23 protein-coding genes are annotated in these 25,263 nt (G+C 71.1%); 10 read left to right on the forward strand and 13 right to left on the reverse strand.

The features are described 5' to 3' along the window. Window positions 1-40: 40 nt before the first annotated feature. Window positions 41-565, reverse strand: a complete 525-nt coding sequence (locus EL338_RS22070) for a dihydrofolate reductase family protein (RefSeq protein ID WP_126335690.1) — start codon at window positions 563-565, stop codon at window positions 41-43. Continuing rightward, window positions 565-1,512 (reverse strand): helix-turn-helix domain-containing protein, encoded by a 948-nt coding sequence (locus tag EL338_RS22075; protein WP_235666249.1) that lies wholly within the window; start codon window positions 1,510-1,512, stop codon window positions 565-567. The genes EL338_RS22070 and EL338_RS22075 overlap by 1 nt, the downstream gene beginning before the upstream one ends. A gap of 102 nt (window positions 1,513-1,614) precedes the next feature. On the opposite strand from EL338_RS22075, the gene EL338_RS22080 reads away from it, so the two are divergent. Further along, window positions 1,615-2,766 (forward strand): acyl-CoA dehydrogenase family protein, encoded by a 1,152-nt coding sequence (locus EL338_RS22080; RefSeq protein ID WP_126335691.1) that lies wholly within the window; start codon window positions 1,615-1,617, stop codon window positions 2,764-2,766. A gap of 28 nt (window positions 2,767-2,794) precedes the next feature. After that, window positions 2,795-3,874: an acyl-CoA dehydrogenase family protein gene (locus tag EL338_RS22085; RefSeq protein ID WP_126335692.1), complete on the forward strand. Its 1,080-nt coding sequence runs from the start codon at window positions 2,795-2,797 to the stop codon at window positions 3,872-3,874. 150 nt (window positions 3,875-4,024) lie between these two features. Here EL338_RS22085 and EL338_RS22090 read toward each other — a convergent pair whose 3' ends face one another. Further along, a complete protein-coding gene (locus EL338_RS22090; RefSeq protein WP_179967122.1) occupies window positions 4,025-4,882 on the reverse strand; it encodes an arylamine N-acetyltransferase family protein in 858 nt (285 codons plus the stop codon). A 66-nt stretch (window positions 4,883-4,948) separates the two neighbouring features. Then, on the reverse strand, window positions 4,949-5,734 hold the full coding sequence (locus tag EL338_RS22095; RefSeq protein WP_126335694.1) for a crotonase/enoyl-CoA hydratase family protein: 786 nt from the start codon (window positions 5,732-5,734) through the stop codon (window positions 4,949-4,951). Between the two features lie 216 nt (window positions 5,735-5,950). Here EL338_RS22095 and EL338_RS22100 point away from each other — a divergent pair, with 216 nt between their 5' ends. Continuing rightward, window positions 5,951-6,691 (forward strand): 1-acyl-sn-glycerol-3-phosphate acyltransferase, encoded by a 741-nt coding sequence (locus EL338_RS22100; RefSeq protein ID WP_126337031.1) that lies wholly within the window; start codon window positions 5,951-5,953, stop codon window positions 6,689-6,691. 4 nt (window positions 6,692-6,695) lie between these two features. Then, window positions 6,696-7,943 carry an alpha/beta hydrolase gene (locus EL338_RS22105; RefSeq protein WP_126335695.1) on the forward strand — a complete coding sequence of 416 codons (1,248 nt, stop codon included), beginning with the start codon at window positions 6,696-6,698 and terminating at the stop codon, window positions 7,941-7,943. Here the strand turns inward: EL338_RS22105 and EL338_RS22110 are convergent. After that, entirely contained in the window at window positions 7,940-9,364 is a 1,425-nt protein-coding gene (locus EL338_RS22110) for a WS/DGAT/MGAT family O-acyltransferase (protein ID WP_126335696.1), read from the reverse strand. The two genes, EL338_RS22105 and EL338_RS22110, sit on opposite strands and share 4 nt — an antisense overlap. Window positions 9,365-9,420: 56 nt before the next feature. Then, window positions 9,421-10,644 (reverse strand): alpha/beta hydrolase, encoded by a 1,224-nt coding sequence (locus tag EL338_RS22115; RefSeq protein WP_126335697.1) that lies wholly within the window; start codon window positions 10,642-10,644, stop codon window positions 9,421-9,423. Window positions 10,645-10,815: 171 nt separating this feature from the next. Here EL338_RS22115 and EL338_RS22120 point away from each other — a divergent pair, with 171 nt between their 5' ends. From EL338_RS22120 to EL338_RS22130, 3 genes are read left to right on the forward strand one after another with little or no spacing between them, the layout of a single operon-like run. Beyond that, window positions 10,816-11,721 (forward strand): alpha/beta hydrolase, encoded by a 906-nt coding sequence (locus tag EL338_RS22120; RefSeq protein ID WP_126335698.1) that lies wholly within the window; start codon window positions 10,816-10,818, stop codon window positions 11,719-11,721. Next, window positions 11,718-12,818 carry an acyl-CoA dehydrogenase family protein gene (locus EL338_RS22125; protein ID WP_235666250.1) on the forward strand — a complete coding sequence of 367 codons (1,101 nt, stop codon included), beginning with the start codon at window positions 11,718-11,720 and terminating at the stop codon, window positions 12,816-12,818. The genes EL338_RS22120 and EL338_RS22125 overlap by 4 nt, the downstream gene beginning before the upstream one ends. Continuing rightward, entirely contained in the window at window positions 12,818-13,966 is a 1,149-nt protein-coding gene (locus tag EL338_RS22130; protein WP_126335699.1) for an acyl-CoA dehydrogenase family protein, read from the forward strand. Before EL338_RS22125 ends, EL338_RS22130 begins: the two co-directional genes overlap by 1 nt. On the opposite strand, the gene EL338_RS22135 is transcribed toward EL338_RS22130, so the two are convergent. From EL338_RS22135 to EL338_RS22150, 4 genes are all read right to left on the reverse strand, one after another. Further along, the gene (locus EL338_RS22135) at window positions 13,955-15,301 is read right to left on the reverse strand and encodes an amidohydrolase family protein (protein ID WP_126335700.1); all 1,347 of its coding nucleotides are present in this window, start codon (window positions 15,299-15,301) and stop codon (window positions 13,955-13,957) included. The two genes, EL338_RS22130 and EL338_RS22135, sit on opposite strands and share 12 nt — an antisense overlap. Beyond that, entirely contained in the window at window positions 15,295-16,377 is a 1,083-nt protein-coding gene (locus EL338_RS22140) for a CoA transferase (RefSeq protein ID WP_126335701.1), read from the reverse strand. The genes EL338_RS22135 and EL338_RS22140 overlap by 7 nt, the downstream gene beginning before the upstream one ends. Window positions 16,378-16,412: 35 nt before the next feature. Continuing rightward, the gene (locus tag EL338_RS22145) at window positions 16,413-17,321 is read right to left on the reverse strand and encodes a hotdog family protein (protein ID WP_235666569.1); all 909 of its coding nucleotides are present in this window, start codon (window positions 17,319-17,321) and stop codon (window positions 16,413-16,415) included. An 85-nt stretch (window positions 17,322-17,406) separates the two neighbouring features. Continuing rightward, window positions 17,407-18,276 carry a helix-turn-helix transcriptional regulator gene (locus tag EL338_RS22150; protein ID WP_179967123.1) on the reverse strand — a complete coding sequence of 290 codons (870 nt, stop codon included), beginning with the start codon at window positions 18,274-18,276 and terminating at the stop codon, window positions 17,407-17,409. Between the two features lie 101 nt (window positions 18,277-18,377). Here EL338_RS22150 and EL338_RS22155 point away from each other — a divergent pair, with 101 nt between their 5' ends. Next, a complete protein-coding gene (locus tag EL338_RS22155; protein WP_126335704.1) occupies window positions 18,378-19,109 on the forward strand; it encodes an SDR family oxidoreductase in 732 nt (243 codons plus the stop codon). Window positions 19,110-19,147: 38 nt separating this feature from the next. Here the strand turns inward: EL338_RS22155 and EL338_RS22160 are convergent, their stop codons facing one another. The 3 genes from EL338_RS22160 to fadD4 form a co-directional block, all read right to left on the reverse strand. Next, complete coding sequence (locus EL338_RS22160; RefSeq protein ID WP_126335705.1) at window positions 19,148-19,990, reverse strand: type IV toxin-antitoxin system AbiEi family antitoxin domain-containing protein; 843 nt, start codon at window positions 19,988-19,990, stop codon at window positions 19,148-19,150. 92 nt (window positions 19,991-20,082) lie between these two features. Continuing rightward, complete coding sequence (locus EL338_RS22165) at window positions 20,083-21,021, reverse strand: enoyl-CoA hydratase/isomerase family protein (RefSeq protein WP_179967124.1); 939 nt, start codon at window positions 21,019-21,021, stop codon at window positions 20,083-20,085. Next, entirely contained in the window at window positions 21,021-22,538 is a 1,518-nt protein-coding gene (gene fadD4 / locus EL338_RS22170) for a fatty-acid--CoA ligase FadD4 (protein WP_126335706.1), read from the reverse strand. The genes EL338_RS22165 and fadD4 overlap by 1 nt, the downstream gene beginning before the upstream one ends. Before the next feature lie 179 nt (window positions 22,539-22,717). Here fadD4 and EL338_RS22175 point away from each other — a divergent pair, with 179 nt between their 5' ends. Together EL338_RS22175 and EL338_RS22180 are read left to right on the forward strand one after the other, a co-directional pair. Further along, window positions 22,718-23,929 (forward strand): mechanosensitive ion channel family protein, encoded by a 1,212-nt coding sequence (locus EL338_RS22175; protein ID WP_126335707.1) that lies wholly within the window; start codon window positions 22,718-22,720, stop codon window positions 23,927-23,929. Window positions 23,930-23,986: 57 nt separating this feature from the next. Beyond that, window positions 23,987-25,219, forward strand: coding sequence for a cytochrome P450 (locus EL338_RS22180; RefSeq protein ID WP_126335708.1), 1,233 nt, complete (start codon window positions 23,987-23,989; stop codon window positions 25,217-25,219). Window positions 25,220-25,263: the final 44 nt, after the last annotated feature.

Here is a 25,263-nt window from a genome sequence, read left to right on the forward strand (position 1 = left end):
TTAAACCACAGCGCGACATAGTGGCAGCAGGACAACCGCCTCAGGCGGCTCGGCGCCAACGGGCGCAGACGAAATCCCCGTTGACCCCGGACTCCACCAAAGCCCATTCCGAGCGCAGTGGCAAGACCCTGGCGCCCGCGCCCAGGCTGCACGGGGCGTAGCTGACGATCATCTCGTCCACCAGACCGGCGGCGACGAACTGCGCGGCGGCCTCGCCGCCACCGATCACCCAGACGTCCTTGCCGGCGGCGGCCTCGACCAGCGTGGGGTGCAATCCGGCGGCGTCACCGGCGAAGGTCCGGACGGGATGGTCGGGCGCGACGATCTCGGGCCGGTGCGTCAGCACCCACGCCGGCTGGCTGTACATCCACTCCCCCGGCTGATTGCGGACGATCCACTCGTAGGTGCTCGCCCCCATCACCACGGCGCCGACCGCGGCGATGAACTCGTCGTAGCCGAACGGCCCGGCCTGGTCGATGGCTCGGGAGGTCAGCCAGTCCAGGCTGTCGTCGGTGTCGACGACGAAGCCGTCCAGGCTCGCGGCGGTGTAGTAGACGGTGGCCATCAGTCGGTTCCTCTCATCCAGTCCAGCGGGTCGCCGCGCCCGGCCGGCACGCCGAGGCGGGCCAGCATCGCGCGAGCCAGTTCCCGGCGGTGCGCGGCATAGGTGAGCACGTGCGCGACGATCCCGAACAGCTGGAAGGACTCCGGTGGGTCGCACAGTGCGTCGATCACGGTGTCGGCGAGCCGGCCCTGCTCGGTGACCTCCACGACCATCGCCGACCACCGGGCGGCGACGATGTCGTGGTGGGCCGCCAACGTCCGCGGGTCCGAGGATGCCGGGTCGGTGGGCGTACGCGGTGGGTAGTCGCGGCCCTCGATGCTGGCCAGCCACACTTCCTTGGTCCAGACGATGGCGCCGAGCACGGCGGCGACGCTGGGTTCCGGGCCGTCCCAGTCCAGCACGACCTGCCCCGGCGAAACATGCTGCACCCATTGCGCTTCGGTGAGCTCGGCGGCACGCTTCAGCAGGTGCTCGGTGTCGGCGAGGTCGTGGGCGATCATCAGCCGGGTCACCCCGGCGGTGTGCTGCTCGCCCGCCTCGCCGTCGATCCACAGCGACTGCGGCGGGTGGAAGTGCAGGCCGTTGGGTGCGGGCAGCCGGAAGCCGCGGCCCGTCGCGGGGACCGCCGACGGCGGGATACCGAAGCTGCGCCGGAAGGCCCGGGAGAACACCTCCGGGGAGGACCACCCCTCGTCGGCGGCGACGGCGGCGACCCCCTCGCCGCGGCCCAGCCGCCAGGCCGCGCGCTCCAACATGATCCGGCGGCGCAGCGCGGCGGGCGGCTCGCCGGTCAGGCGGCGCACCTCGCGGGAGAAGTGGAACTCCGAGACGTAGGAGTTGCGGGCCATGTCCTCGACGCCGGCCGCCCCGTCGCCGGGCACCACCGAATCGAGCAGTTCCCGCAACCGGTCGCGGCCCGGCGGCGGTGACGAGGGTTCGGCGCTCACAGCAGTCGAGTATGGTCCGCTGGGGCGACCAGGGACATGACAATTCCTGCTGTGCGCCCGTGCGATAGTGAGAGCCGGTCGGGGAGGACACGAGAGCAGGGGATGAGCAGCTTCGACGCGCTGTGCGCCAACGAACCCGAACTGGCCGCGCTGCGCGCCTCGATCCGCGACTTCCTGGCCGCCGACCGCGCCGAGTTCGGTTGGGAGCCCGGGGTGGACACCTGGCTGTCGCAGTGGGACGAGGCCTTCAGCGCCCGCCTCGGCGACGCCGGCTACCTGGGCCTGACCATCCCCGTCGAGTACGGCGGGCGCGGCCTGGGACATCTGCACCGCTACGTCGTCACCGAGGAACTGCTGGTCGCCGGGGCGCCGGTGGCCGCGCACTGGATCGCCGACCGTCAGGTGGCGCCCGGGCTGATGACGTACGGCAACGAGGAACAGCGCCGCCGCATCCTGCCGCGCATCGCCGCCGGCCGGTTCTTCTCCGCGATCGGGATGAGCGAACCGCAGTCGGGTTCGGACCTGGCGGCCGCGGCCACCCGGGCCACCCGGACCGACGGCGGCTGGGTGCTGGGCGGCCGCAAAGTGTGGACCAGCGGGGCCCACCTGGCGCATCAGGTGGTGGTGCTGGCGCGCACCAGTCCGGCCGACCCCGACCGGCGGCACGCCGGCTTCAGCCAGTTCCTGGTACCCACCGATGCCGACGGGGTGCAGATCGACCCGATCGTGTCGATGGACGGCGAGCACCACTTCAACGAGACCATCTTCACCGACGTGTTCATCGCCGACGCCGACGTGCTCGGCGAGATCGGCAACGGCTGGCATCAGGTGACCGCCGAATTGTCCTTCGAGCGCAGCGGTCCCGAGCGCGTGCTGTCGACGGTGACGGTGATCCTGGCCGCGATCCGCGCGCTGGCCCGCGCCGATGCGGCCCCCGAGGCCGCCATCGGCGATCTGGCGGCGCGGCTGGTGTCGCTGCGGCAACTTTCGGTGTCGGTGGCCCGCGCGCTGACCGCAGGCGAATCCGCGGCCAATCAGGCTGCGCTGGTCAAGGACCTCGGCACTCGCTTCGAGCAGGATTCGGTGGCGTTGGTGACCGACCTGCTCGACCACCTCGACCCCGACAGCGCCGAGTATGCGCGGCTGCAGCGCATGCTGGATGTCGCCCGGGTGCATTCGCCGATGGTGACGCTGCGGGGCGGGACCAATGAGGTGCTGCGCGGGGTCGTCGCGCGCGGAATGGGGTTGCGATGAGCGCTTGCGCGAAGAGCGGAGAGCACCGATGAGCGAGGCTTTGGCGGGCGGCGTGTTCGCCGCGAATGCGGCCGGATCCGCCGACGAGCACGCCGAACTGCGGCGGTTGGTCGACGACATCGGCCGCCGGTCTTTCGAGGCCCGGATCGGCCAGCGGTCCCTGCCGGAGGCGTTCGACGCCGAGGCCTGGGCCGCGCTGGAGGACACCGGCCTGAGCCGGCTGACCAGCACGCCCGACCTGGAGGCCGGGCCCACCGAGGCGGCGATCGTGCTGCGCGGACTGGCCCGCCACGCGGTGGCCGCGCCGATCGCCGAGACCGATGTGCTGGCCGGGTGGCTGGCGGCGGCGGCGGGACTGCCGGTGCCCGAGGCCGGTCCGCTGACCGTGGCGATCGCCGACGCCGACGGGTCCGCGCGGGACGTGGCGTGGCCGCGGGTGTGCGCGGCGGTGGTGCTGGTGGCCCGCGCCGACGACGGGGTGCGGGTGTCGATCGCGCGGCCCGAGGACCTGGACCTCGTCGAGGGCCGCAACCTGGCCGGCGAACCCCGCGCGACCGTGCGCTTCGCGGCGTCGGCCGACGCGGTGCGCTGCGGTGCCGAGGTCGCCGACGAACTGGCCCGCCGCGGCGCCTGGGCGCGCTGCGTGCAGGTGCTCGGGGCGCTGGACGCCGCGGCGGAGATGACGGTGGCCCACACCCGGGAGCGGCAGCAGTTCGGCCGGGCGCTGAGCAAGTTCCAGGCCGTCCAGCATGCGCTGGCCCAGATGGCCGGTGAGATCGAACGCGGCCGGGCCGCAACCACTTTGGCGGTCGCGGCCGCCGCCGACCACGGCTTCGACAGCCCGCAGGCCGACTACGCCGTGACCCTGGCCAAGGTGGTGCTGGGCCGCGTCGTACCGGAGGTCACCACCACCGCGCATCAACTGCACGGCGCCATCGGCGTGACCCTCGAGCATTCGCTGTGGTCGGCGACCTTGCGGGCGCACAGTTGGATCGGCGAGTTCGGCAGCACCGGCCGGCACGCGCGTCGCCTCGGCCGGCGGGCGCTGGACGCGGGCGCCCGCGGCGACGACGGTGCGCTGTGGGACGCGCTGACCTGGGCGCGCTAGTCGCCAGCTGAGCGAATCGACGGCGGGCGTCGCGATCAATGCCGAGGATTCTCGCTACGTCGCGGCTGGAGCCCTCGGCATTGGTGATGGTGGCTGCGGCGGCGGCGGTTCAACGACCCTGGCGATGATCTCGGCGCAGCCGGGCCCACCTCAGGAGTCGAGCACCTCGGTGATCCGCTGGTGCACGTCGCCGATACCGCCGACGTCCAGACCGTAGGTGTTCATCAGCAGCGCGAGCACCTGCGAGGCGTTCTCGAAACGCACCCGCTCTCCTGGTTCCCCGGGCCGGTGGATCGCGAGGTGGCGGCCCCGCAGATTCCAGCGTGCACCGTCGATGATCATCGAGGCGGTCAGACCGACGACGAAGATCGACGCCGGATGCGTTGACACATACCAACTTCCGACCTGCAGGTCGATCGCGGGCCGCGGGCTGTCGGCGAAGATGTACACCGGCTGCCAGACGTCGCCGATCAACGTCTCCAGGAAGTACTCGTCGCCGCGCACACCGATGCGGTAGGGCTCGTTGGGCGTCTGCTGCACCAACCCCGGGACGAACTCGATGGGCGCGGTCAGCGTCTGCCCGCCGAATCCGACGTCGACCAAAAAGCGCCGCGGATCCCCGGGCACGCGGACCACCAGCAGCTGATGGGTCAGCGGCGTCGTCGGCGCGTCCAGACCCTCGGGGCGCATCCAGACCACCCGCGCGGTCAACGACTCGACGGCGTAGCCGAGCTCCTCGAGCGCGTAAGCCAGCAGACCGTTCTGCTCGAAGCAGTACCCGCCCCGGGCGCGCTGCACCATCTTGGCGCCCAACGCCTCGGCGCTCAGGTCGGCGACCGGGATGCCCATCAGCGGGTCCAGGTTCTCGAACGGGATGTGCGTCAGATGCGCCGTGACCAGCCCGTGCAGCGTCGCCAGGGTGGGTTCGACCGACCCGGCGTGACCGATCCTCGCCAGGTAGGCAGCGACGTCGAGCGCGGGCTGCGACCGGAGCGTCTGGGTGACCATGCCGACCATGATCGCGCCTGAACCTCGGTTTAGGTCAAGCGACTTTCCGACACGGCAGTGTTCGGCTCAGGTGCCCGTCCACTTGGGGGCGCGCTTCTCGGCGAAGGCGACGGCACCCTCCTGGGCATCCTTGGACATGAACACCGGGCCCAGGATCTTCATCTGTTCGGCCCACTGCTCCTCGGGTCCCCAGTAGCGCGCCTCGACGATGATCTTCTTGGTTGCCGCGACGGCCAGCGGACCGTTGGCGGTGATCTTCCCGGCCAGCGCGATCGCGGCGTCGAGCGCGCCGCCCGGCTCGGCCAGCACGCTGACCAGACCCAACTCGTGGGCCCGCTCGGCGGACAGGTTGTCGCCGGTCAGCGCGAGTTCCATCGCGATGGCGTACGGAATGCGCTGGGGCAGGCGCAGCAGCCCGCCGCCGCCGGCCACCAGACCGCGCTTGACCTCGGGGATGCCGAACGCCGAATCACGCGCCGCGACAATCAGATCCGTCGCCAACGCCACCTCGGTGCCACCGGCCAACGCGTACCCCTCGACCGCGGCGATCAGCGGCTTGGCCGGCGGGGACTCGGTGAAGCCCAGGCCGCGGCCCTCGATGTCGCAGCGCTCGCCGCGGGCGAACGCCTTGAGGTCCATACCCGCGCAGAACGACCCACCCGCACCGGTGAGCACGCCGACCGACAGGCCGGGGTCCTCGTCGAGCCGGTCCATCGCGTCGGCCAACCCCTGGCTGACGGCGAGGTTGACGGCGTTCTTGGCCTTGGGCCGGTTGATGGTGATGACCAGGATCCGGTCGCGCTGTTCGACCAGGACTGCGGGTTCGTTCGATTCGTCGCTCACACCCGACATCGTAAACGGTACGGTAAGGCCGTCGGGTGACGACCCGGCGAACTCGTCGACGCCGCCGGGTAACATTCAAACTAGAACACGTTTCAATTCATTCCCCAGGGGGATCCTGTGAGCCCGTCCGACCTCGACAACTCCACCACGGACGACGCCGGGCTCGCCGACCCCGAGGTCCTCGGCGAGATCACCAAGTGGGATCCGGTCCTCACCGAACAGGTGATGGGTGTGCTGAAACCGTTCCTCAAGATCTACCACCGTTCGGAGGTCCACGGCCTGGAGAACTTCCCGGCCGGCGGCGCCCTGGTGGTCTCCAACCATTCCGGCGGGATGCTCGCCATGGACGTCCCGGTGTTCGCGGCGGGTTTCTACGACCACTTCGGCTACGAGCGGCCGGTCTACACGCTGACCTTCGACCTGGTGTTCACCGGTCCGACCGCGGGGTTCTTCCGCAAGACCGGCTTCATCAAGGCCAACCACGACAACGCCGACGAGGCACTGCGCTCCGGCGGTGTCGTGGTGGTCTTCCCCGGCGGGGATTATGACGTCTACCGGCCGAGCACGGCCCGCCACAAGATCGACTTCGGCGGCCGCACCGGTTATGTCCGGGCGGCGCTGAACGCCGGGGTGCCCATCGTCCCGACCGTGGGGATCGGCGGGCAGGAGAGCCAGCTGTTCCTGTCCCGCGGCACCGGACTGGCCAAGGCGCTGCGGCTGGACAAGATGTTCCGGGCCAAGATCCTGCCGCTGTCGTTCGGCGTCCCGTTCGGCCTGTCGGCCGTGGTGCCGCTGAACGTGCCGCTGCCCACCAAGATCGTGCAGCAGGTACTGGAACCCATCGACATCGTCGCCGAGTTCGGCGAGGACCCCGACATCGACGAGGTCGACGCGCACGTGCGCCGCGTTATGCAGCGCGCGCTGGACGAGTTGGCCGCGCAGCGCCGTCTCCCGGTGATCGGCTGAGACGATGGCGAACCGCTCCAACCGCACCCTGCTGCGCGCCGCCGCCGAACTCCTCAACGCCGGCAACGGCGTGCGCCCGCTGGGCCGCAAGGGCTACGGCACCATTCCCGCCTTCGCGTTCGGCTGGCCCACCAGTGAGCTGGCCCCGCTGTACCTGGGCGGCTCGGCACTCGACGCGCTGCGTCGCGGCCTGCGCGGGGACTTCAACAGCGTCAAGGGCCGAATTGCCTTGGTACTGCACAGCATCAGCTGGGCGCTGCTGGTGCTCATCGCGCGCCGCAACGTGGCCTCCAAGCCGCACTTCGAGGAGGGGTTGCGCGACGCGCTGGGCCCCGATTACCAACAGGTGGCGGCCACCTCGGACCCCGCCGCCGGGGCCCGTCGCCGCGCCGGGGTGTTCGGCACGGGCTGGTCGCGGCGGCGCTACGTCACCAAAACCTCCACGGTGCGGTACGGCCCGTACGGTGGGGCCAACCTCGCCGACATCTGGCGCCGCGCCGACCTGCCCAAGGACGGCAAGGCACCGGTGCTGCTGCAGGTCCCCGGCGGCGCCTGGTCGATCGGCATGCGCCGGCCGCAGGCCTATCCGCTGCTCAGCCACCTGGCCGAACGCGGCTGGGTGTGCGTGTCGATCGCCTACCGGGTCAGCCCGCGCAACACCTGGCCGGACCACATCGTCGACGTCAAGCGCGCCCTGGCCTGGGTCAAGGAGAACATCGCCGAGTACGGCGGCGACCCCGACTTCGTCGCCATCACCGGCGGTTCGGCCGGCGGGCACCTGACCGCGCTGGCCGCGCTGACCCCGGGGGCCCCGGAATTCCAGCCGGGTTTCGAGGACGCCGACACCTCCGTGGTCGCCGCGGTCCCGGTGTACGGCCGCTACGACTGGTACAGCGACGAGGGCGCCGGACGCCGCGAATTCCTCGGGTTCCTGCGCCGGCTGGTCACCAAGGTGGACATCCGGACCCACCGCCAGGTCTACATCGACGCCTCCCCCATCGATCGCGTACACCCCGATGCCCCACCGTTTTTCGTGTTGCACGGCGCCGACGACTCGATCATCCCGGTGCCGGAGGGCCGCGAGTTCGTCGAGGCGCTGCGCGAGGTGTCGTCGGACACCGTCGCCTACGCGGAAATCCCGCACGCGCAGCACGCCTTCGACTTCTTCGGCTCCCCGCGCGGGCACTACACCGCCCAGGCCATCGAGCGGTTCCTGTCCTGGGTGCAGGCCCGCCGGCAGGAGGATTCCTAGCCGGCCGGGGCCAGCGCGTTCTCGACGGCGGTCAGCTGTTCGGAAAGTCCTGCGGCGCGGCGGATCTCGACCAGTTCCGCGACCATGGCCGAGGTGACCTCGTGGGCGTCGTCCACCGAGTCGCAGTCGGTCAGCACCGAGATGTTGAGCTGGTCGACGTAGCTCCACACGGTGATGTTGACGCCGCTGGCCGCGGTGATCGGACCCACGCTGTAGAGCTCGGTGACCAGCGCGCCGCCCACCCGGCCGCGCTCACGCGGGCCCGGGACATTGGAGATGTTGAGGTTGAGGACCTTGTTCTGCCCGTCGATGGCGGACAGCCGCTTGAAGGCCGCCTCCATGGCAACCGGCGGCATGTAGTTCGACCAGCGGCTGACCAGCTCCGGCCCGATCAGGTGGTTGCTCTCCTTGGCCAGGATCGCATCGGCGTGGGCCTGCCGGACCCGCTCCAGCGGATCTGCGAGGTGGATCGGCACGGGCATCATGACCCCGGTGAAGTAGTTCCCCGAGATCCGCTCCGAGGAGAAGTCGAAGCTCACCGGCACCGAGGCCAGCAGCGGGTGTTCGGCGTGCCCGTCGTAGTGCAGCGAAAGTTTGCGCAGCGCACCGGCGGACAGCGCCAGCACCAGATCGTTGATCGAGACGCCCAGCGCCGTCTTGGTCTCCTTGATGTCGGCCAGCGCCAGCGAGGCCGTCGCGAACCGGCGCTCGGGAGTCAGCACGTGGTTCATGAAGCTCGGCGGCGGGGTGAACGGCCGGGTCAGATCCGGCGCCAGGCGCCGCGTGCTGCGGCGCACCCGGTTGATGCCCGCGACGGTGTAGGCGATGGTCGAGGGGACCTGGGCCATGTGCCGGAAGTGATCTCGGAACGCCGTGCGCACCAGCTCGGATTTCGTTGGCGGCGGGTCGGTTTCATACAGCGCGCCCTCGTCGACCGGGCCGGCCTGCAGGTCCATGCCGCGGGCCAGTAGGTTGGCCGCCGCGACCCCGTCGGCCAGCGCGTGATGGATCTTATTGACGACGGCGATCCGCTTGCCCTCGAGCCCCTCGACGTAATACATCTCCCACAGCGGCCGCGTGCGGTCCAGCGGGGTGCTCGCGATCTCGGCGATGGCGTCGTCGAGTTCCCGTCGGCCGCCCGGCGCGGGCAGCGTCAGCGGCCGGATGTGATAGTCGAGGTCGACCTCGACGTTCTCCCGCCACATCGGGTGGTGGAACTTGAACGGGATGTCCACCAGCTGATAGCGCAGCGGCTCGAGCTTGTGCAGTCGGCCCTCGATGACGCGCCGGAACTCGTCGACCCCGAAGGTGCGGTCGCCGATGGCACTCAACTCGACGATCGCGATCTTGAGGGTGTGCATGTGCACGTTCGGCGCCTCGGAGTACAGCAGGAAGGCGTCCCACCCGGTGAGTCTCTTCATGCCGCACCCCTCGCTGCTCCGGCCCCCTGCGGGGAACCCTACAAGCGGGGGCGGCCTCAGATGGCCTGTTTGGCTCGCGACACGGCCCGGTCGTGGTGAATCTGGTTGAGGAACAGTCCGATTGCCGTCGCGGCCGCCCCTGTCCGGGCGCCGTCGGTCATGTCGAAACCGTGTCCGGCGCCGGGCAATTCGAGGTAGCCGACCGGTGCGCGCGACACGTCGCGCAGCCGGGCGACGAAGTCGCGGGCCTGGGCCACCGGGATGATCGTGTCGCCGCTGCCGTGCAGCACCAGGAACGGCGGCGCGGCGGCGTGCACCCGCGCGATCGGGGAGGCCTTGCGGAACACCTCGGGGTCGCGGTCCATCCTGCCGTTGACCACGACGCGTTCGAGGAAGTCGACGAAGCGGTCGCGCTCCGGGGTGGAGCGGTCCTCCCAGCAGTAGCGGCCGTAGACGCCGACCACGGCGTCCACGGAGGTGTCCGAGCCCTCCGGCAGATGCTGCTGGTACTCGCGGTCACCGGCGGTGAGCCCGGCCAGCGCGGCCAGATGCCCGCCCGCCGAACACCCGGCGATGGTGACGAAGTCGCGGTCGCCGCCGAAGCGGTCCACGTTGGCCCGCGCCCAGGCGATCGCGGCCTTGACGTCGGCGATGTGCTGCGGCCAGCGGTGCCCGGGGGCCACCCGGTACTCCACCGACAGGCAGACCCAGCCGAGTTCGGCCAGGTGCGACATCAGCGCGTAGCCCTGCAGGGCGCGGCCGCCGTGCACCCACGCGCCGCCGGGCACGAAGATCATCACGGGCGCCGGTTGCACCGGCAGGTCGCGATGCCGCCACACGTCGAGCAGCTGGGTCGGCTCCTCGCCGTAGCGCACCGAGGACCGGTGCAGGTGCCGGCGGTGCTCACAGGCCCGCAGCAACGGCGGCGTCCGATCCGGGGCGGGCCAGGCCACGTCGAGGTCCTGTTCGGCCACGATGCCGCGCAGCGCCGCGGCGGCCACCGCGTGCGTCTGGTCGCGCTCGGCCTGGCGCACCTTGCCCATCCCGGGGGTGAACCAGGACTTGGTGGCCGAACCGATGATCTCCGGCGCGTGCCGGCCGGCCCACATGCTGATGGCCGTGTAACCGCCGAGTTGTTCGAGGTGCTTGCCGATCACGGGGAGTTGCGCGCCCGCGGCGGTGGCCGCCAGCAGGGCGTCCGCCGGGCCGGTGCGCAGCAACGCCTCCGCCCGCGACCACAGCGTCGGTTCGGGATTCCGGGCCTGCGATCCTGCCGTCATGGCGCGACTGTACCTCCGTTGCGCCCGCCGATCGGTGCAGAGTGAGCAAATTTCGCAAAGTGTCTCTCGGTGACACTATTTGGCCTGTCTGTAAACCACGGACGCCCCTGGCAAAGCCGCTTTTCCGGGCCCTTGACACCCGTCAACTTTGCGCCCAGTACTCTCAGTCCGATGAGCGCCGCGCATATCCACCCTGAGCTGCGCAAACTTGCCAGGGTGGTCCCGAAGGCCCCGATCCGGGCCGCCACGCTGCCGCTGTTCCGTGCCGCCTCCCGGCTGCAGAAGAAGTTCCCGGCCCGCGGCGTCACGGTGTTGACCACCAGCGCCGGCGTCGAGGTGCGCCTGCATCGCCCCCGCACCGTCGGTCCGCCCGCGCCGGCCATGCTGTGGATCCACGGCGGCGGCTACGTGCTGGGCACCGCCGCCCAGGACGACGTGCTGTGCCGCAAGTTCGCGCGCCAGCTCGGCATCACCGTCGCCGCCCCCGAGTACGGCCTGGCCCCCGAGCACCCCTACCCGCACGCGCTCGAGGAGTGCTACTCGGCGCTGCTGTGGCTGGCGTCGCTGCCCTCGGTCGACCCGAACCGCATCGTCATCGCCGGCGGCAGCGCGGGCGGCGGCCTGGCCGCGCAGCTGGCGTTCTTGGCCCGCGACCGCGGCGAGATCACGCCGGTGGCACAGCACCTGGTGTACCCGATGCTCGACGACCGCTCGGCCTCCGGGCACAACCCCGGCTTCCGGCTGTGGGATCACCGCAGCAACGTGTTCGGTTGGGACGCCTACCTCGCCGACGCCGACCCCGAACAGGTGGTCCCCGCCCGGCGCACCGACCTGGCGGGTCTGCCGCCGGCCTGGATCGGCGTCGGCACCCTCGACCTGTTCCACGACGAGGACATCGAGTACGCGCAACGGCTCAACGACGCCGGCGTGCCGGCCGAGCTCGACGTCGTCGACGGCGCCTTCCACGGCTTCGATCAGATCGCCGAGAAAACCTTGGTGGCACGGGATTTCTTCGACCGGCAGTGCGAGTTCCTGCGCGGTCGCTTCACCGAAAAACAACCGGAGGCAAGCTCGTGAGCAGCGAGATCAAGGCACTGCGGGAAGCCGTCTCGGGGCTACTGCAGAAACATTCCAGCGAGGCGCGGGTGCGCGAGTTGATGGCCACCGACACCGGCCACGACGAGACCGCCTGGGCCGAACTGAGCGACATGGGTCTGCTCGGGCTGGCCGTGCCCGAACAGTTCGGCGGGGCCGGCGCGGGCCACGTCGAGATGAGCGCGGTGTGCGAGGAGATGGGCCGCGCGCTGCTGTGCGGACCGTTCTTCTCCACCGCCGTCCTGGCGCCCGCGCTGCTGGCCGCCGGCGGGGACGCCGCCGAGCAGGCCCGGGTGCTGCCGACGATCGCCGACGGCAGCGCGGTGGTCGCCCTGGCGTTCGCCGAGGGCACCGCGGCCACCCCGCCCGCCGAACCGGCCACCGCCGCAGCGGAATCCGCCGACGGCTGGCGGCTGACCGGCGAGAAGAACTACGTGCTCGACGCCGGTGCCGCCGACGTGCTCTACGTGCTGGCGGCGACGCCGCAGGGCCCGTCGGTGTTCGCGGTGCAGCGCGGGGCCGCCGGCTTCGAAGCGCTGCCGCTGACCGGCGTGGACCTGACCCGCAAGCTGCACCGCGTCCGGTTCTCGGACACCCCGGCGCGGTTGGTCGGCGAGCCCGGTACCGGCGCCGCGACGTTCGCCGCGGCCCTGGAGGCCGGCGGCGTGGCGATGCTCGGTGAGCAGGCCGGCGGCACCTACCGCGCCATGCAGATGGCCGTGGACTACGCCCGCACCCGATTCCAGTTCGGCCGGGCGATCGGCAGCTTCCAGGCCGTCAAGCACATGTGCGCCGACATGCTGCTCGAGGCCGAGTCCGCGGTGTCGGCCGCGCGGCACGTCGCGGCCGCCTACGACGCCGGCGACGCCAACCGCGCCGCCGATCTCGCGCTGGCCCAGGCCTATTGCGGGGACGCCTACGTGACCGTCGCCGCGACCGGCATCCAGGTCCACGGCGGCATCGGCTTCACCTGGGAGCATCCCGCCCACCTGTACCTGCGGCGGGCCCGCACCGATGCCCAACTGCTCGGCGACCCGGCCTGGCACCGCGAACGTTACCTGCAGCTGAAGGGGGCGTGATGGACGACATTCGCGCACAAGTCCGAGAGTTCCTGGCCGCCAACTGGACCCCCGGCATGGACCGCGGCCAGTGGGCCCAGCTGGTGTTCGACAACGGCTGGGCCGTGCCCAGCTGGGAGCAAGAGTGGTACGGCCGCGGGCTCAGCGACGGCGAATCCCGGGTGGTGGCAGCCGAATTCAAGGAGGCCGGCGCGCCCGGCACGGGCCACGACCGGTCGAACCTGTTCGCCTGCACGCTGCACGACGCCGGCACCGAGGAGCAGAAGCGGCGGCTGATCCCGCCGTCGCTGCGCGGGGAGACCAAGTGGTGCCTGCTCTACAGCGAACCCGGCGCCGGTTCCGACCTGGCCGGGCTGCGCACCCGCGCCGACCGCGACGGCGACCGCTTCATCATCAACGGGCAGAAGGTGTGGACGTCGTTCGCCGCCAAGGCCGACTACGGCCTGCTGGTGGCGCGCACCGACTGGGACGTGCCCAAGCACAAGGGGATCAGCTTCTTCATGTTCCCCATGCGCCAGCCCGGCGTCGAGGTCCGGCCCATCCACCAGATCACCGGTGAGTCGGAGTTCAACGAGGTGTTCATCACCGACGCCGCGGTGCCGGCCGAGAACCTGATCGGCCCGCTCAACGGCGGGTGGGGTGTGCTGCAGACCGCGCTGGGCTACGAGCGGCGCCTGATGGGCGACCTGGCGCGGACCGCCCGGTCCTCCGGTCAGACCGACGCCGGCCGGGACAGCCTGATCACGCTGGCCGCCGACCACGGCAAGATCTCCGACAGCCACACCCGGCAGCAGATCGCGCGGATCGACGGCCTGGTGGCGGCCAACCGCTGGAACAACCAGCGCGCCAAGGCCACCGGCGGGCTGCAGGCCGCGGCCCTGCTGGCGCTGAGCAAGATCGCGATGTCGCGGATCCTGCACGAGACCGCCCGGGTGCAGACCGAGATCACCGGTGCCGAGTCGATGCTCGCCGGCCCGGAGAACCCGGTGGGCGACGGCGTGACGTTCCGCGCACTCAACGCCTACTTCACCTCCATCGGCGGTGGCACCGACCAGATCCAGCGCAACATCGTCGGCGAGCGGGTGCTGGGCCTGCCCAAGGAGCCGGAACCCTACCGCGAGACCGCATTCCGCGAGCTACCGCACTGACCGGTAGACCACCGCACCGGCGATGACGGTCGCGGCCACCAGGTCCGCGTCCAACCGGGCCAGCGCCTGCGTCGGTGCCGCGTGGAGCACGCACAGGTCCCCTGGTGCGCCCGGTTCGATCGCGCGCACCCGGTCCGGTTCCTCGGCGTGGCCCAGGAACATCGCCAGCGCGGCCTCGGCCGAGATCCGCTCGCGCTCGCCGAGCACCACACCCTTGGGCGTGCGGCGGGTCACCGCGGCCCGCATGGCCGCCCACGGATCGCCGGCGCCGAACGGCACATCCGTCGAGAGGGCCAGGCGCACACCGGCATCCCGCAGCGAGGCGACCCGCCACAGCTGCGCGTGTTCGTCGGCCGGGACGTCGGCGCGGTACTGATCGCCGCGCTCGGCAACGAAGTTGGGCTGGGTGACGACGGTGACGCGCAGGTCCGCGAGGTCCGCGACGACGTCGTCGGCGACGATGGCGGCGTGCTCGATGCGATCGCCGGCGTGGCCGCCGGCGGCGCGCAGGGCCGCGAGGGTGACGACGAGTTGGCTTGCGGTCACGCAGTGCACGGCCACCGGGTGGTCGCGGTCGTGGGCCGCGGCGATCCACGCGGTGAGCGCGTCGAGATCCAGGCTGTCGTCGTCGAGGATCTTCTTGGCCGGCCCGAGCGTCAACCCGGCAATGGCGGCGCCGGCCAGGTCCGCCGGCGCCATGCAGTGCAGCCGCTGGCGCAGTGCGCCGGATCGCGCTGCGGCGGCGAGGTTCTCGAGGTCGGGGCGGCTCTGCTCGGGGGTGGCGTCGGTGACGCCGGTGATGCCGTACCGGCTGAACTGCTTCCCGAGCGCGCTCAGCGACGGCGCGCGGTCGGGCAGCACCAACTCGCCGTCCGCGCGGTGGAACCGGCCGTCGGGATGTTCGACCTGACCGATCTCCCGCAGCGCCGCCGTATTCAGCGTCCACAGTGCGCCGCTGCGGTGTTGGACGCGGACCGGCAGCGGCGGGCTCAGCGCGTCGAGCAGGCGGCGGTCCAGCGGGCCGGCGACCGCGTCGTGGTAGCCGACGGCGCGGATCCAGCCGTCGTCGCCGGGGGCCGCGGCGGCCAGGATCGCGGCCAGTCCCGCGGCGTCGCGCACCTCGCCGGGGCCCACCCGAACCGAGGTCGCCGCGGCGGCCGCGGCCCGCAGGTGCACGTGGTGGTCGTGCAGGCCGGGCAGCACGGTGCCGCCGGCCGCGTCGAGCACCTGCTCCCCCGCGGCGGCCGGCAGGTCGGGGCCGACCTCGGTGACGACGTCGCGGACCCGCACGTCGACCACCCGGCCGTCGAGCAGGGTGCCGTTGCGGATCAGCATGGGGTTCCGAGCTTTTCGGCCACCATATCGTCCACGGCGGTGTTGTCGGCGCCGAGAGCGGCCGCGGTCCCGACGATGCGCGGCGGGCGCGGCGTCACGGCGGACTGCCGCGGGCGGGTCGGGCGGTAGCCGGCGGCCAGCTGCGCCATCGCCACCTCGACGAGTTCGCCGCCGCCGCGGCCCAGGGCGTCGGTGACCGCACCGTAGGCCTCGATGCCGGTCAGCGGGTCGGCCAGCGCGTCGCCCAGGAAGACCGGGCCGTCGCCGTCGTGGCCGACCAGGCCGCCGGCGACGGCCGCGTCGTCGCCGAAGGCCACCCGCCCCGCGTGCTGTCCGTCGGTGCCATGGCCGGTGATGCGCACCCACACCCGGCCCGGGCGGGCGGGCAGATCGTGCGGGCCCAGCCCGCGGCCGCCGAGCGCGGTGGGCCGCGCTGACTCCAGCACCACGTCGGCGGCGCGCAGCAGGGCCGCCACCGCGGCCCGGTCCCGGTCGAATTCGGCTGCATAACTGAGCTTTCCGGCGTTCATCCAGTCGAAGAAGCGCGGATCACCGGCCCGGGTGCCGTCGGGGCGGCGTGGGCTCTCCACCTTTACCACCACGGCCCCGGCGCGCGCCAGCAGCTGCGCGCACAGCGGCCCGGCCCACATCGAGGTCAGGTCCACCACCAACAGCCCGGCCGGATCGCGCGGGGCGCCGGGCGGGCCGATCCGCTGCGTGCGGGGTTCGCGCGGGGCGGCCTCGGCCAGGATTGCGAGCGGCAGGTCCAGCAGCGTGGCGCGGTCGCGGACCTGCTCGGCGGTGCGCGCGGCGGCCCAGCGTTCGATGTCGGGCCAGCCGGCGGTGTCGTCGGCCTCGACCAGGGCGGGCACGCAGGCCAGGTCGTCGTCGCGGGACAGCGTCAGCGCGCACCAGCCGTCGATCGTGGGAAACAGCCGGGTGGCACCGCCGGCCGAGATCCGGCCCCGCGAGGCCAGCCCCAACAGGGCGGCGCGGCCGGTCAGCAACTCCTCGGCGTCGGCGACCCGCCGCCGCGCGCGCGGCAGCACCGCATCGTCGAGGACCAGGGCACCCATGGGGCCATTGTCCCGTGTGCTCAGAAAGTCGGTGCTCAGAACATCAAAGCGGTGAACCGCCAGTCGAGCACCTGCCGGTCGGGGTCGCCGGCGGCGTAGACCAGCGAGCGCAGCGTCAGCACGCCGCCGCGGTCGTGCGGTTCGGCGGCCTCGATGTGCAGTTCGCTGTGCAGCGTGTCACCCTCGTGCACCGGGCCGGTGTGATCGCAGGACTGCCAGCCCAGCACCGTCACCAGGTTCGGCAGCAGCCGGCTGGCCTGCGCCAACGCCAGGCCGATGGTGTGCCCGCCGTAGACCAGGCGCTGCCCGCCGACCCGGACATCGTGGTGGGTGGCGGCGATGTTGAGCGTCAGCCGGGCCAGTTCGGGCGCGCTACTGACCACGTCGCCGGTGCTGTGCAGGACCGCGCCGGCCAGCCCCGGGTCGAAGTGCGGGCCCGGGACGCGGCGGCGGAATTCGTCGGCGTTCCAGGACTCGGTGGGGTCGGGCACCGGCAGGTCGTCGGCGCCAATCGGGGACAGGTCGTCGTTGTGGCCCGTCTCGCCGGCCTCGGGGCGCACCGGCAGCATCGCGCAGCGGTGGAAGTCGAGGACCAGGCGGTCGGCGTGGTCGATAGTGGTCATCCGCAGCGCCGCCAGCCCGGTCGGGGCGCGGCCCGGCTTGCTCGAATTCTGCTTGAGGCCAACCACTTCGGTGCGGGTGTACAGCGAGTCACCGATCGACGGGAAACGGTGGAAGCGCAAGCCGCGGTAGAACAGGTTGGCCTTGACCCGCTGGGTCACCAGCGTGGTCTGGCCGATCGCCACGTCGCACACCAGCGCGGGATGCGCCAGGGCGGCCCCGGCGCCGGTCACCGCGTGCGCCAGGCCCTCGTCGAGCGGCAGGCGCATCCGGTCGCCGATGATGGCCTGGTGGGTGGCGGCGGCGCCGGAGGTCAGCGTCATCGACGGCGCCCAGTCGAACACCTGCCCCACGCTCAGGTCGTCGAAAAAGGGACCGCCCTCGATATGGCCGTACAAAGTCACCCGTTCACCCTAGGTGATTTGGGTGCGCTGGGTTGCGGCGGGCGCGACTCAGCGCACCGAAATCGCGAGTCGCGGCGATGCTGCCGAGCATCTTCAGCGCATCTGCACTCGGGCCGGCCGACTCGGCGTCGTAGACCACCAGTTGTTGTCCCGGCGCGGATCGCACATCGAAGGTCTGCATGGTCAGCGCCAGCCGGCCCACTTCGGTGTGCTGAAACACCTTGCTGGACAGTGACTTACCGCGCGCATCGTGTCGCTGCCAAAGCTCGCGGAATGCGTCACTGCTGTTGAGCAGGTCGGTGAGCACGGCCTGCAGCCGCGGGTCGTCGGGCGCGGCGCCGTGATTGAGCCGGAAGCCCGCCACCGAATCCCGGGCGACGGTGGGCCAGTCAACGTAGAACTCGTGCGCGCGCGGCTCCGCGAACAGCAGCAACATCAGGTTGCCCGCGGCGCCGAAGTCGCCGAAGAGCGCCTCCGCCAAGGCATTGGCCGCGAGCACGTCGTAGGCGCGGTTGTACACCAGTGCGGGGTTGTCCGGCCAGGCCGTCATCAGCCGGAGCAGGGCCGGATCGACGCTGTCGGGCGTGCGGGACGCGGCGAGGCGGGGGGCGAGACCGACCAGGCGGAACAGATGTCGATGCCCGTCGTGGTCCAGCCGCAGCGCCGCGGCCAGCGAATCCAGGACCGCGACCGACGGTGAACGTTCCCGGCCCTGCTCGAGTCGGACGTAGTAGTCCACGCTCATCCCCGCGAGCCACGCCACCTCTTCGCGGCGGAGCCCCGGCACCCGCCGGGTACCCGTGCTCACCAGGCCGACGACGTCGGGGCTCAGCTGCGCTCGTCGGCTGCGCAGGTATTCCCCGAGCTCGGACATGGTCCCACGATAGGGGCGTGCCGAGCGCGCTGCCTGGGTGCAGCGCACCCAGGCGCGGTAGGTCCTGGTGAGCCACCGTCAGGCCGCCGACGCTGGAGCGCATGACTGATTCGAAGATTGTCCTGATTACCGGCGCCAGCAGCGGAATCGGTGCCGCCACCGCCGCGCATCTGGCGCGCGCCGGCCATCACGTCATCGCCGGGGCGCGCCGGGAGGACCGGCTGCGCGACCTCGTCGAGAGCACCGACGCGACCGTCGGCGGCAGCCTGTCCGTGCGCCGCCTCGACGTCACCGACCGCGCCGACGTGGCTTCCTTCGTCGACGACGCGGTCGCCAACCACGGGCAGGTCGACGTCCTGATCAACAATGCCGGGGTGATGCCGTTGTCCCGGCTGGACGCGCTACTGGTCGAGCAGTGGGACGCGATGATCGACGTCAACGTGCGTGGGCTGTTGAACGGTATCGCCGCGACCCTGCCGCACTTCCAGGGCCGGGGCCGCGGACACTTCGTCACGGTGGCGTCGATCGGTGCGCACCAGGTGGTCCCGACCGGCGCCGTGTACTGCGCCACCAAGCACGCCGCGTGGGCGATCACCGAGGGCCTTCGGCTGGAACTCGATCCCGCCATCCGGGTCACGACGGTGTCGCCCGGCGTGGTGGAGTCCGAACTCGCCGACACCATCACCGATGCCGACGCGGCGGCGGCGATGAGCATCTACCGGGCCCACGCCATCGGACCGGAGGCCATCGCCCGCGCCGTCGCCTACGCGATCGGCGAACCCGACGACGTCGATGTCAACGAACTGATCCTCCGCCCGACCCGGCAGCGTTGAGCCGTGATTTCGGTGCGCTGGGTTGCGACGGGCGCGACTTAGCGCACCGAAATCGCGCGGCGGATCTCGGCGATGACGCGTTCCGGACGCTCGATCAGGTCCCACCACGTGAAGCGCAACACCTTCCAGCGGTGCAGCACCAAGTAGTTCTGCCGGTTGCGATCCTTGACGAAGTCATCGACGCCGCTGTGGAAGGCGAACCCGTCGATCTCGATGACCAACTTGGAGTCGGGGAACGCGAAGTCGACGACGAAAGGCCCGACCGGGAAGTTCGCGATCCAGCCGGTGATCTGCGCGCTCGTGAGCAACTGCGCCACCAGGCGCTCGGCTTTCGACCGGCTCCCCTCGCCGGCCGCCTGCAGGTTGATCCGCGCTCGCGGTGAGCCGTACCGACCCTTGTTGCGCAGGTGCGTGGCCCACAGCTGGGTGAGTTCGGCGTCGCCCTGGAGCGCACGGTCCATCACCTTCGCGCGGTTCTCGACCGCCGTCAGCTGCAGCGAGGTGACCCGCAGACCGCGCCGTTCCACAATGTCGCGGACGCCGAGGTCACGTCGACGGATCCGGGAACCGGGATGCGGGCGGCTGTGGGCGGTGCGGGGCAAGGTCAGGTCGACGAGTTCGGGTGCGGTGGGCACCAGTCCGTGCCACCACGCGGCGGCCAGTCCGCTGGCCACCGCGTCGGAACCGTGTCCCCACACCGCCGCCCGAATCCGGGCGGCGTCAGTGAAGGGCCTGTCGTCGACGAAGTACACGCCACGCGCGATGGGGCGCCAGCGCCCCGACCGCACCCGTCGATGCACCGCATCCTTGCTCATCCCGGCGGCCCGTGCCTGCGCGAGAGTAATGACACCGTCATGGTTTCGGAGTAGGTCTGCTATCACACCTGTCTACGACGGGAGCCCCGCCCATTCGGTTCCATATTCGGTGATTTCGGTGCGCTGGGTTGCGGTCGCCGCAACCCAGCGCACCGAAATCACTCGATGGCGTCGACGAGACCCCAGGCCAGCGCGGTCGCGGGGTCGATCGTCGCACCGGAGAGCACCAGGTAGGCCGTGCGCCAGCGCCCGATCCGCCGGGTAATGCTCACCGTGCCGCCGGCCCCCGGAATCAGCCCCAGCGCCAGTTCCGGCAGCCCCAGCACCGCGTCGGGGGCGCACACCACCCGGCCGCAGTAGGCCGCCATCTCCAGCCCGCTGCCCAGCACCTGACCGTGCACCTCGGCCCGGAAGGCCTCTCCGAGGCGGGCCGCCAGGGCGTCCAGCGCCAGCGCCGGGCTGTGGCGGGTGCGCGCAAGATGGGCCGACGACGGGTCATCGAAGCTGCCGAACTCCGCCAGATCGCCGCCGCTGCAGAACGATCGGCCGTTGCCGCCGAGCACCACCGCGTCGATGTCGTCATCGAGCAGCGCGAACTCGAGCGCCTCGAGCAACGCCGCGCGGGCATCGGTGCTGAATGCGTTGTGCCGCTGCGGCCGGTTGAACCTGATGTGCAGGGTGTTGCCGTCGCGGTGGAACTGCACCGGGTCGGGCAGGGCGGGCACCGTCGCGGGCCCACGCTCGGCCAGCCAGGCCCGGAACTCCGGTCCGGACTGCAGCGTCGAGTAGGCCAGCGATTCGGTGATCACCCCCGGGAAGGCGGGCCCGGCCACGTCGACGGCGCGCAGCACGTCGTCGCAGACCGCGGCGGCCTGCGGCCAGCGCGCCACCCGCTGTTCCAGCTCGGCGACCGCGGCCGACACCGACGGCACGGTCACCGCCCGCCGGTCCGCGATGGCCGCCTCGGTGAGGGTGAATGTCGCGCGCTGCAGCCAGAATTCGGCCTCGGCAGCGCGGGGATCGCCGACGGCGACCAGCACGTCGGGCGGGCCGGGCGGCACCGGCTCCGACGGCGCGGCGAGGTCGACGACCCGCACTAGGACCCGTATTTCTCGATCAGGCTCTGCTTGTACAGCTTGCCGGTGTCGGTGCGCGGCAGCTCCGCCTCGAACGAGAGGGACCGCGGACACTTGTAGTGCGACAGGCGATCTCGCAGCCAACCCATGAGTTCCTCGGCGAACTCCTCGGTGGCGTCGGCGGGGTCGACGGTCTGCACCACGCCCTTGACGGTCTCGCCCATCTCCGAGTCCGGGATGCCGAACACCGCGGCGTCCATCACCTTCGGGTGGGTGACGAGCATGTTCTCGGCCTCCTGCGGATAGATGTTCACCCCGCCGGAGATGATCATGTGGTGCCGCCGGTCGGTCAGGTACAGGTAGCCGTCCTCGTCGACGTAGCCGATGTCGCCCACGGTCTTCCAGCCGTGCGAATCCCGTGAGGCCGCGGTCTTCTCGGCGTCGTTGAGGTACTCGAAGTCGTAGCCGCCCTCGAAGTACACCTCGCCGGCCTGACCGGGCGGCAGTTCGTTGCCGTCCTCGTCGAGGATGTGCACCGCGGCCAGCAGCGGCTTGCCCACCGAACCGGGATGCTGCAGCCATTCCTCGGCGGTGATCAGCGTGGCGCCGATGGCCTCCGAGGACGCGTAGTACTCGTCGACGATGGGGCCCCACCAGTCGATCATCTGCTTCTTGATGTCCACCGGACACGGCGCGGCGGCGTGCATGACCCGCTCCAACGAGGACACGTCGTACGAATTGCGCACGTCCTCGGGCAGTTTGAGCATCCGGGTGAACATCGCGGGGACGAACTGACCGTGGGTCACCTTGTGCTTCTGGATGGCATCGAGGCAGCCCTCGGCGTCGAACTTCTCCATCACGATGGTGGTGATGCCGCCGGCCTGCACCTGCATCGACCACACCGACGGCGCGGTGTGATACAGCGGGGCGGGGCTCAGGTATACCGCCTCCGGGTGCATCCAGAAGCCGACCAGCGCGGCCATCATGCCCGGCTCCTCGGACGGCGGCACGTGGGGCAGTGGACGTTTGATGCCCTTGGGCCGGCCGGTGGTGCCCGACGAGTACTGCAGCAGATCGCCCTCGATCTCGTCGTCGATCGGGCTGTCGGGCAGGTCGGCGACCGCCTCCGGGTAGCGCTCCCAGCCGTCGAGATCGCCGTCGGCGATGAGCAGCGTCTTGGGCAGCCCGCGCGGCAATTCGGCGCCCAGGCCCGCCAGGGTCTCGCGCAGCGCCACCGACCCGACGATGGCCGAGGCCCCGCTGTTGTCGACGATGTAGGCCGCCTCGGCCGCGGTCAGGTGCGTGTTGATCGGCACGTAGTACAGGCCGCTGCGCCGCGCCGCCCACATGACGGCGTGCATGTGCTGGTTGTTCTCCATCAGGATGGCGACGGAATCGCCTTCCTTCAGACCGTTCTTGCGGAAGTAATGCGCGAGCCGGTTGGCCCGGGCCTCCAGTTCGTCGAAGGTGATGACGGTCCCGGACGGGTACATGACAATGGCAGGTTTGTCGGCGCCGACGTGCTCACGGATCTGCATGGGGAGACTCTACTTCGTCAAGTTTGACAGGTGTCAACGGGCACAACGGGGGTCCGGAAGAGCTTTACACAAACCTGCAGAATTGTCACGACAGCTCGTGCGCGGATTGACCGCCGCGCTTCTCGGGTAGGCAACTGGCTGCGTCTCGCATGCACCACGAAGCCGACCTGAAAGCAGTTATGCCTGAGGAGTTCGAACTCGAGTCCGCGACAAACTTCGCCGTCATGCTGGCCTGGGTGGCCGGGGCGGTGGTGGCCGCCTACTTCGTCGGGGTGGGACTGTCGTGGGCCGCACAGCGCCTCGGCCGGCGCAGCGACTGGATCCGCGACCTCGTCGTGCTGACCCGCCGACCCGTGCGCGCGATGTTGATGATCGTCGCCGCGACCATCGCGCTGGACCGGACCTCCGATGCCGACGCATCCTGGCGCGGCTGGGTGGACCACAGCCTGCGCATCCTGATGATCGCCGCGGTCACCTGGCTGCTGGCCAACCTGGTGCAGGTCGCCGAGCGACGGATGATCGCCCGCTTCGGCGGCGGCGACACCGGCCTGACCGACGCCGACCTGCACCGCCGCAAGGTCCGCACCCAGGTGACGGTGCTGCGCCGGTTGGCGGTGGCCGTCGTCGTCCTGCTGGGCATCGCCGCGATGCTGATGACGTTCCCGTCGTTCGCCGACATCGGGACCACGCTGTTCGCCTCCGCCGGCGTGCTCTCGGTGGTCGCTGGCCTGGCCGCGCAGACCTCGCTGGGCGCGGTGTTCGCGGGCCTGCAGATCGCCTTCACCGACGCCATCCGGGTGGGCGATGTCGTGGTGATCGAGAAGGAGTGGGGCCGCATCGAGGAGATCACGCTGACCTACGTCGTGGTCACCATCTGGGACGAGCGCCGGCTGATCCTGCCGTGCACGTACTTCACCACCACCCCGTTCGAGAACTGGACGCGCAACGCCACCGAGGTGATGGGCATCGTGGAACTCGACGTGGACTTCACCGTCCCGCTCGACGAGATGCGCACCGAACTCAAGCGCATCCTGGCCGCCAACGAGCACCTGTGGGACGAGCGCCTGGGCGTCCTCGAGGTCACCAGCGCCATCAACGGCTACGTGCGGGTGTGGATCACCATCAGCGCGCCGAACTCCAGCGCCCTGTGGGGCCTGCGCTGCGCCGTGCGCGAGGCCATGATCAACTGGCTGCAACGCCGCGAATCCGCCCTGCCGCGTTGGCGTTTCGAGCCCGCCCCCACTCCGGACCCACGGGAGCGACGGGCGGTCACCACGTCGCGGGTGGCCAGCGAGGGGGTGTTCACCGGCAGCCAGGAGGCCGAGGAACGCGCCCGCGCCTTCGAGGGGGACGACGAGCGCGTCCCCGAGTCGGGTAGCCGATTACGCTAGTCCGCCCCCGGCCGCGCCGGTCACGATCGCCTCGGAAGCCCGCACCGAGGAGCCGTGATGACCATCGAACTCGACCGCCCGCCCAGCGTGTTCGACGCCGGATTCCCGTCCGTCGAGTACGACCATCTGCCGCGCCCCGAGGACGCGCACGCGGTCCTTCGCCAGGCCCGGGCGCAGGCACCTATCGCGCTCGGACCGCACGGACCGGAATTGCTGACCTACGAGCTGGTCCACGCCGTGCTGCGCGATCCTCGATTCACCGTCCCGCCCGGATTCACCCTGGCCGCCCAAGGGATCACCGCCGGCGAGTTGTGGGACCGGGTGGCCAGCAGCCTGCTGAGCCTGGAGGGGCAGGCCCACCATCGGCTGCGCCGCCTGGTGGCCAAGGCGTTCGCACCGCGCGCCGCCGCCCGGATCCGGCCCACCATCGCCGGGGTCATCGACGACCTCGTGACGCCGCTGACCGCCGTCGGGCGCTGCGACATCGTCACCGACGTCGCCGAGAAGTACCCCATCCCGGTCATCTGCGCGCTGCTCGGCACCGACCGCGCCGACTGGAGACTGTTCTCCGACTGGACCGACGACATCATGAAGACGTTCAGCTGGGAAGCGGCCGCCGCCGAGCCGACCATCGTGCGCTCGTGGCGGGAGCTGGACGCCTACCTCGGCGACGTGATCGAGGCCCGCCGCCACGCCCCCACCGACGACCTGCTCTCCGAGTTGGTGCACGCCGAGGACGACGGCGACCGCCTGTCCCGCGAGGAGGTCCTGATGCTCGCCTCCACCTTGCTGTTGGCCGGCACCGACACCACCCGCAACCAGGTCGCCGCGGCGGTGGAAACGCTCTGCGAACACCCCGACCAGTGGGCGCTGCTGGCCGCGCACCCGGAGCTGGTGCCCAACGCCGTCGACGAGACGTTGCGCTACTCCCCGATCGGCATCGGCCTGTTCCGGTCCGCACCCGTCGACGTGGAACTCGGCGGAGTGACCATCCCGGCCGGGACACTGCTGCTCCTCAACGGCGCCAGCGCCAACCGGGACCCCGGGGCCTTCGCCGACCCCGACCGGTTCGACGTCACCCGCGAATTCTCTTCTCAGGTACTGACATTCGGCGGCGGCGTGCACTTCTGCCTGGGCTCGCACCTGGCCCGCGCGGAGCTGATCGAGGCGTTGACCGTGATCACCCGACGCATGCCCAATCCGCGCCGCCGAGCGTGCGCCCCGTGGAAGCCGCTGACCGGGGTGACCGGCCCGAGCGCCCTGCCCCTCGAGTTCGACACCGGGTTCTGAACGCGGCCCGAAACGCGGAATCGCCCAATCCCGAACGGGATTGG

The organism is Mycolicibacterium chitae (assembly GCF_900637205.1).
GTDB classification, from domain to species: Bacteria; Actinomycetota; Actinomycetes; order Mycobacteriales; family Mycobacteriaceae; genus Mycobacterium; species Mycobacterium chitae.